Genomic DNA, 7,634 nt, shown 5'->3' on the forward strand with positions numbered 1-7,634 from the left:
AACCAAAGCTCTGCCTTGTAGAAAAAAGACTCTGAATTCGGGGAGACGCGAATAAAGATACTGTGATCTTGTTCCCCCTCTTCTTCATCGCCAAAAGATGGAGAATTAGAAATATCCACCTGTACGAGTTTAATCGACTCACCCGGAGAAAAAATCTTGGTGATATCATTATCTGGCAGCGTCCCACTGACAACGGTTAGCCCACCGGCTTGAAGATTTGCCTCTGAGGGAAAATTTTTCATGTAACAAAGAGAGGTTCCTCCATCCGCAGCAATCTCAAGTGCGCGACCCAACCCTTCTGCCATCTGGCAGGCTCCGAATCCTGCAGAGTCACCATCATTGTTCCCTGACCAAAAGCTATTACATTGATCCTGGGATGCACTGTCATTTGCAATCGCGTCTACAAGACCAGATTCCCAAAAGGTGTTCGCGGGGTCGGAAGAGAGTTCCACTAAACGAGGAGGCTCACCCGAAACAACTCTTCCATTGGCTGCAATAGCCATCCGGTTTTTCTTCCGTCTTGAACGAATCGCTTCTCCACTTGCTGGCAAAACACGAAGACCGCCCTTTTTTTTCACTACCCGCTTCGCCCTTCTGACTCTTCTTCGGCGCTGCTCTCGCTTTGTGAGACTCCGCTCCGAATACTCTTCTATCATTGGCTCCGCAACGACCTGAGATGGCCGCAACACGAAAGGCGCAATAAGCGTAGAGAGGAAAATAGGAAGAAAGAAGTATTGTATTCGCATGGCTCAGATAACCCTAAAAGTGAAATAATGTTGAGAAAGTGAGAACTTTTATCTCACTTGCATTACTGTCATTTGATGCACAAATGGAGAGAAGAGGCTGAACTAAAGATTCCGTAAGATGACGGCGTTATAGAAACTCGGTAACCCATCGAAATTAGGCTGAAAGAGCCGAGAAAACATCCTAAAAAACACGTCGCTTACTGCGGTGAAAAGTCACCCTCGCCTATATCATGGCCAAGGTATTCGGCCTTATCAAGAAGCTCTCTCTTCAACATCTCAGCATCAGCAAGTCGATTAATGTCTACTACTATTTTTTTCGGAGTAACTGGAATCCCACCTTCTCTTAACATACTAATTTTTAGTGGGTTATTTGTCATCATTGTAACTGAGTTTACTCCTACCGCTTTTAGCATCTGAGTTGCTACCGTAAAATCTCTCACCTCCGATGGGAAATTAGCCATTTCATAGGCAGCAACAGTCTGTATTGGACGTCCGGTTGATTCATCAACCCGCGGAACAGCATGGCCGTTCTCTGTAAAGGTAAACATGTTTTGGAGCTGCGCCATCTTACCAACGATTCCCGTTCCTCTGCCCTCCTGATCAAGATAAACGATTACTCCACGACCCTCAGTTCGAATCTCCTCCATAGCAGTTCTTAATTCTTCCTGGCATTCACAGTTCGTGGAATGAAAGATTTCGTTCGTCTTGCACGAAGAGTGGACTCGGACCAACACATCATTTCCGTCTCCAAGTGACCCATTTTTCGAATCTCCATAGACAAGCATTCGATGGATTTCACCTGATGTGTAGTCACCGAAGGCATAATACGTCCAATCACCCTCGGTTGTTGGCACAGGTGCTGAGCCAAATTCTTTTACTAAAGGTTTTTTCAAAAGCTCCAGTCTAGCACGATTATCAGCAATGGATTCCCACGGCTTACTGGCTTCAAGCTCTCGATCAACACACAGCTCTTGTAGCTGCTCAAGTCTTCCCCAGAACTCAGTTGACTCATCATCTCTGCGTACCCAGCGATTTGGCTCTTTTCCAAGAAATTGATGTTCATCACCCCAGAGTTTTACCGAAATGCCTTCACTCGTAAGAGCTGCAACTTTACTTGCGCTATTCGTCATAAGAGCTACTGAGTTTATACCGAGATCTTTTAAAATATGTGCTGCTACAACATAATCTCTCTTGTCCCGTTGAACTCCGATACGCTCATAAGCATCCTCAACCGAGAGAGGCCGCCCATTTTGCGTCGTTTCAGTGATTACTCCCTTTTCAGTAAACTGATACCGCTCGTTGAGGGCTCGTATCTTTGTTGGTGCTCCGTGACCCCTTCCATCCTGCTCAAGATATAAAATGACTCCGCGACCTGCTTTCACGATCTCTTTCATTCCATCTTCGAATTTTTGGTAGGAATCACTGTTCTTACCAAAAAAGATATCACTGACCTTTGAGGATGAATGAATCCGAACTGGAAAGTCCTGAGGATCACTCAAAGCTCCTTTCTTTGTATCACCTAAAATAAGAGCCGCATGATGCTCACCAGTTACATAATCGAGATATATATTATATGACCATCCTACAAACCGTTCCCCCACTTTAGTAGGAAGTGGCGCCGTAAGAGGCGTCGAAACGATCGGTAGTCCATGCTCCAGAAGCTCTTCTCGCATGGCAGTATGTGAAACTCTGTTTGCATACCACCTTGCATCACACCTCTGCATCAGACCCCGTACTCGGACTTCTTCTACATACTTCTGAGGCTCTCCGAGAGCACTTAATCGCTCTAGCGTTTCTCGAGTTCGCTCATTGGCTGGAATGTTTCGCGATTTTTTCTCTTGCATTGCTATCCTGACTACAACTTGCCGTTACTAGAGCCTACGGTGTAGAGTTTTGCTAAGCAAAAGTATTGCAATAAAAGTATCCCTAGTGGCTCGGCAGATAGCCTTGCTCATCTCTCGAACCACTACCCGTAGACCCTCTAGCTGGTGTTTATATGATTGTAATCTCTACATTAAATGCCAATGAAGCCTGGAGAATGTCTCTTGCGGCCCTGCTTGGCGAGGGCTCTGAGACAGACAATGATTTCTACTTTCGCGATGAGCCGACACTCATCAAGCTCGAACAGCCATCCCTAGAAACTCCAGATCCCCTCTTTCCCATGGCGGCTGAAGATCTGCTCCTTATTAACAACTTCATCACAACGGGCAACAAGGAAGAGCAAGTGCCGCATGAATGGACGAAGCTTTATTATCATCGACTCTTTGATGAACCAAACTCCCAAGTAAGTTATATCGTAGAGAAGCTGAAGACAGGGAGAATCCTTGGGGAAACCGTAGCTTCACTTTGGGATAAAACAGTCGACCAAGAGCAAGAGATCTCACCATGCACCCTCACCGTCTGGTGTCGTATAAGGAAGGATGCTCTTGAGACACATATTCATGCGCACTCATCTGATGCCTACAAGAAACTCCTGATGAATCTGCAAGAATTCATCGCTCTTCATTACTATATCGCTCGACAGATCGAGGTAGCTCCTGGACCCTATTTCCACTTTATAGATTCTTGCCATATCCATGAGGAAGACCGTAGAGAAGCGCAAAAACTCATTGAGCTCTTCTAGCCACTTATTGCTGAACCAAGATCCACAAAAGACGCAAGCCCTCTTCGTAACAACAAAATGTCTCTCTAATAAATCAACTAATTCTAAGAGCCAATTATCGTCGCATACATCACTGTGCGAGTTGTTTATTAATAAGATCTCGAACCCTATACACTTCTTGTTTCCCGAAACTCGCACCATCAATCACGAGATCGGCGAGCTCTCGTGTTGGTGCACAAAACTCACGAAACATCGGCTCAACACTCTGCATCCACTGTTGTTGAACCGACTCCTCCGTTCTTCCTCGGCTTTGCAAATCCCTATTGAGTCGACGTTCGTACCGAAGATTACCTGGTGCATCAATGAAGATTCGATAATCAAGCTGTGCCATAACTTCTCTTTGATAGAAAGTGAGAATGCCCTCTACAATCAATATTTTGCCCGGCGAGATCGAGGTCCCACTCTCTCTTCGCGTATGAGTCGTAAAATCATATTGCGGAATATTCGCATCGACTCCTTGACGGATTTCTTTAAGGTGGGCTCCAAGCAGATCAAGCTCCAGAGCCTCTGGATGGTCATAGTTGACAAGCGCTCTCTCTTCGAGACTCAAAGACCTTTGACAACGATAATAATTGTCTACAGAAAGAACCTGCGCAGCTCCCTCTTGAAACGACTCTGATAGCTTTGTAGCAAAAGTGGTCTTTCCACTACCCGTTCCGCCAGCTATTCCTACAATATATCTCATTCCCACCAGTTATATTTTTTTTCGTCTTAACGTTAGCCTAGAGCTCTCCTAAGGCTCAAGTCCTGGCAAGATATCTCTTTGATTTTCAACGGTCCTACTCTTAAGATTTAGTCCATCTCCTAACTCAAGCTTTTTTTGATACCGGTGTAAATTCACTGTTAACGCCTTTTCAACCGCCTTCCAATCGGGACAAGGCACCACGTCGATATCCGCTCTTCCAAGCTCTTCGACTTTTCTATCCTCGTGACCAAATAAAAAATAAGTTCCTGGATAACTTTTGGGAAGCATCCTTACGACTGTTGGATGATCATCGATTATACCTCCAATGCTTGGAAACATATTGGAGAGCGTCTGCGCCTTCCATAAATATCGATCCTGAATAGCTATGCTCTCTGGCTTAGAAAGAAGAGGTGCATGAGGAAAATTGTGCTGTTGCAGCCAGTCAGCAGTGGCATGATCAACCTCTGTCGGACGCATTGTGAGGTAAGCTTTTACTTCAATGAGACCGGACGCAACCAACCCCTGCAGCGTATCGTTCGCATATTCTATCGGTGGCGTTTCACTAATAATATTTTTATCGTAGCAAGCCTCTTCTATCCATTGTTCGACGACTGGTGTTCCCGCCCACCCTGGAATGTTTTGAGCGAATCCGAATCTCTTTATCAGTTCATTATTACTCAGGTCACGAATTGATACATCAAGTAGATCCTGAAAGCGCTCACGTACCAGCCCGAGCCAATGGTCTATCGTAGCAGCTAGGGTCTCATCAATATCGATTGCTAGCCCTAAGGGAGCTAACCCCTGATTGTTCATAGAAACGCTCCTGTTTGTTGACCGGCTCGGTAATAAAACTGATCGTCATTATGGTCAACAAGGGCGAATTATAGGCGAGAGCACACACTAATCAAACCTCCAAGATGTTGGAAATCCTTCCCCGAAATAGCCTCTGATTGAGGATAGAGATTAAATAACCGGGGATGAACCGATTTTGATCTGGAATAATAATTGGTTAGCGTAAAGCCACGAAGCCCAGTCAATGCCAGGAATTTTACATGTGAGGGGCCACACTTATCCCCTTCTCTGGCACCTCCTCAGCGGCTTGTTCCGTGCCAACTGCTCCCAATGAATCTCGAAAGAATTTTTGAATAGCCATCTCAGCTTTTGTAGAATTGAGGGATGCCAGAAATCATCCAACACCCCGTCATATCAGCGCGCGACCTCCAACTAGTTGATGATCTCAGACAGCTCGAGATTAAGCCGATGTCAGAAGTATTTAATGTTGCTTCTGGGAAAACTGATATCCCTGTAGCGGTTGCGAAAAACATGATGCTCGAGCTTCGTCCCTATGATCTTGGAGAAGACTTTTTAAAGCTGATGGAACGATATGGAAATGATATTGACCATCCTGCACTTCAAAAACGAGCAGCATTAAAGAGCACTCTTGGTCAATGTGGTGTACATCTGAGATTCTCCGAGTTCGCTTATGGACCTAACGAAGGATTAACGGTTGAAGCTGATTTGATATTCATCCTCAGCGCAGAACGCAACGGAAAACTCGTATTCCCCGTTGCTCACGCTCTTGAGCGTGGATCGTCAATTGGCGAAATAGTACTGATTCCCGAAGAGGCTACCCCACTTAATGCCACTGAATTTGGAGATGCATTAGCTCAGCAACGAATTCGAGCACGAGAGTCACTCCAATATAGCGAGTCAGATGGCCAGGTTCATATTCCGCTTGGTGATATTCAGTTTTACTCGGAGGGGGTACTGTCATTACCGCCGGATGAGCTGAGTGCCGTTATTCGACATGGAAAGCGCGCTTTCTTTAAGTATCGACCTATTAAACCACCCGAAGAGCGGAGCTCTGTGATCGAAGCCCGTTTTGGAATATACGCCAGTGGCCTCCATGCTCAGCAAGGATTTACTCTGCTTATTGACGAGAATACGACTCATCCAGACGTGAAACACGTTGCAGCGACGAAGCTAAAGCTTTTTGATCCCAAGGCTGCGGAGAATCCCCGCGATCCAACAACGCAGAGAATGTGGGAATTGGTCACCGAACGGGACGATATTCCGATCTCATCTGTAAAAATCAAGGGAGATTTTTATGAGCAACGTCGCATTGATAAAACGAGTGCTCGAATTTTTGGTCCGCAGCTGGAATCAGTATCATATCAGGAAATCGTACATTCTTCCGAAATCAACGACTCTCCTACTACTGCCCTATCACACCAAGAGGTGCGTGATTTAACAAATCTCATCACCACCCACTCACGTAAAGTAAGCGGCCTTGTAATCACTCGCTCGGGCAAGGTTTGTGCTCTTCCTGTCTCGTCAGGAAAGCCTTTTTCCCCGGGCCCTCTCTATGTAGCCTCTGAGGGACAAGCTCCTGACGAAGCTGAGAGAAGATCGGTTCTAGGCAAAGAACTCATATCTGCAATCGAACAACATCCAGGTGTTGAAGTCATAAAGCAGTATCTCGCACATGGTGCCGTGCATACTGGAATTAATGCGTTAATAAGCCCAAAACTCCCTTCGCCAGAGGACATAGAGTTCTTATCTCGCTCAAGCACTGCTGGCATTGGAACCTTTATCTGCTCCGATCTTTCAAGTGGAGATCCGGAGAGATTTCCTTCTTGGAATGCCTTGAAGAAACTGTCTGAGCTTACATCTGGAGCAGAGCCTTCTGCACAAATTTTATGGCTACCAGAAAACGCACAAGAATTTCGTAAAATGGCTGGCTTTGGCTTCTGTCAGCTTTCAAAACTTGATGCATACCGACATCCAGATTTTACTTTAACGCTCTATACATCGAATGGTAGTGGAAAGTTGCCTCTTGAAAAAATCGAGCCACAATTTCAGCAGCTAATTGAAGGGCTCGATAAACTCGAGCGAAGGGTTTTTCTAGCAACTCATAACTCATTTTTTGGATTCGAGGCGCTCGCTCAATACGTTGAACAAGCCTCACATGTTGATTTATTCGCAATTGAATCAATGACAAACGGCTTAAGTAACATTGACTCAGGACATGCTGTTGTACTTCCTCATCGGGTGGATGAGTGGTATGTGGAGCGGCGTATCTTGAGAAATATAGGAGAAGCGCGCCTTGTAATAGGAAACGATGTAGATTCAGAAACAAATATCCTTGAAGATATTCGTGCCATGAAGGTTGGGGGCCATATCTTCGGGGCCGTTGGCACGATAGATATAGAGGGGAACAACGCCTTTAGCCACGTTAAAAGGTCATTACAAGAAATGTTTAGTCCTCTCGGACATTCTCGAATTTCGCTTGAGCAGGCCTCATATGGAGAAATAAATCAGTTCATTGAATATGGGGTTACTCAGTGGATGCGAAACCCTCTTCAAACATATCGTCTTTGGAAAGTACCTACTGAAATTCGCCAGCGAGGGACTGAGGCCTATATCAAAAGTTGTACTGAAATGGGCCGCTTTCCCGCTGAACCATTACAAAATACACTCAAGCACCTTCTCTCGAGTAGCCAGTGATTTTCTGTACACGCTCTCTTCCCCACTATTCCCA

Annotated in this window: 6 protein-coding genes; 2 read left to right on the plus strand and 4 right to left on the minus strand. The window is 45.5% G+C overall.

From position 1 onward, the window contains the following. Together EBR25_11760 and EBR25_11765 are read right to left on the minus strand one after the other, a co-directional pair. Nucleotides 1-746: hypothetical protein (locus EBR25_11760; GenBank protein NBW41659.1), on the minus strand; the 746-nt coding region annotated here is incomplete at its 3' end. A gap of 197 nt (nucleotides 747-943) precedes the next feature. Beyond that, nucleotides 944-2,590 (minus strand): hypothetical protein, encoded by a 1,647-nt coding sequence (locus EBR25_11765; protein ID NBW41660.1) that lies wholly within the window; start codon nucleotides 2,588-2,590, stop codon nucleotides 944-946. Nucleotides 2,591-2,742: 152 nt separating this feature from the next. Between EBR25_11765 and EBR25_11770 the strand changes: the two genes are divergently transcribed. Then, complete coding sequence (locus EBR25_11770) at nucleotides 2,743-3,369, plus strand: hypothetical protein (protein ID NBW41661.1); 627 nt, start codon at nucleotides 2,743-2,745, stop codon at nucleotides 3,367-3,369. Between the two features lie 109 nt (nucleotides 3,370-3,478). Here EBR25_11770 and EBR25_11775 read toward each other — a convergent pair whose 3' ends face one another. Further along, a complete protein-coding gene (locus EBR25_11775) occupies nucleotides 3,479-4,093 on the minus strand; it encodes a uridine kinase (protein ID NBW41662.1) in 615 nt (204 codons plus the stop codon). Between the two features lie 48 nt (nucleotides 4,094-4,141). Further along, on the minus strand, nucleotides 4,142-4,906 hold the full coding sequence (locus tag EBR25_11780) for a hypothetical protein (protein NBW41663.1): 765 nt from the start codon (nucleotides 4,904-4,906) through the stop codon (nucleotides 4,142-4,144). 363 nt (nucleotides 4,907-5,269) lie between these two features. On the opposite strand from EBR25_11780, the gene EBR25_11785 reads away from it, so the two are divergent. Continuing rightward, nucleotides 5,270-7,600: a hypothetical protein gene (locus EBR25_11785; protein NBW41664.1), complete on the plus strand. Its 2,331-nt coding sequence runs from the start codon at nucleotides 5,270-5,272 to the stop codon at nucleotides 7,598-7,600. The last annotated feature ends 34 nt before the right edge of the window (nucleotides 7,601-7,634 follow it).

This window comes from bacterium (genome assembly GCA_009926305.1).
Lineage (GTDB): Bacteria > Bdellovibrionota_C > UBA2361 > UBA2361 > RFPC01 > RFPC01.